Source organism: Vibrio sp. 704, from assembly GCF_033339295.1.
In genome coordinates this window covers 1-618 of record NZ_JAWOUH010000634.1, presented here as the reverse complement: position 1 = coordinate 618, position 618 = coordinate 1, and the positions used below count along the sequence as shown (strand labels likewise).

Below are 618 nucleotides of genomic sequence, written 5' to 3'. Positions count from 1 at the left end.
AGAAACCTCTGAATACGTAACCTACCCACCGATTCAAAATGTGCCAGAAAAATACTGGGATATTGCGAAAGAAGGTATGCGCCGTGTAAACCATGGTACTCGTGGTACAGCTCGTCGTTCTTTCTACAATATGAGCTACCAGACAGCCGGTAAATCAGGTACAGCGCAGGTCTTTGGCTTGGGCGAGAACGAAGAATACAACGCAGATGAAATCGCGGAACACTTGCGTGACCACGCCCTGTTTACGGGCTTTGCTCCGTTTGACGATCCAAAAGTTATCGTTACTCTCGTGCTAGAAAACGCAGGCGGTGGCTCAAGTAACGGTGGTCCAATGGCGAGAAAAATCTTTGACCGAGTGGTACTTGGCCCAGAAGAAATCAAACCAGAAGATGACAAAACCAACGCGCAAAAAGAGGTTACACGCTAATGAAGATGGATCCCTCTACAGGTAAAAACCGCGCCTTGTTTGAGCGCTTCCATATCGACTTGCCCCTCCTACTCGGCATCTTTGCTTTAATGGGTTTTGGTCTTGTGATCATGTACAGTGCCAGCGGACAAAGTTTGGAGATGATGGATCGCCAAGCAATGCGCATGGTATTGTCTCTTGTCGTGAAGGTG

At 48.1% G+C, this 618-nt stretch carries 1 protein-coding gene and 1 pseudogene; both read left to right on the top strand.

Going from position 1 to position 618, the window contains the following annotated elements; all coding sequences use genetic code 11:
* The coding region (locus R7R24_RS28210) for a penicillin-binding transpeptidase domain-containing protein (protein WP_318120379.1) at positions 1 to 427 on the top strand (427 nt) is incomplete at its 5' end.
* A pseudogene (locus R7R24_RS28205) lies at positions 427 to 618 on the top strand (rod shape-determining protein RodA); the annotation flags it as partial. The gene R7R24_RS28210 and the pseudogene R7R24_RS28205, both read left to right, overlap by 1 nt.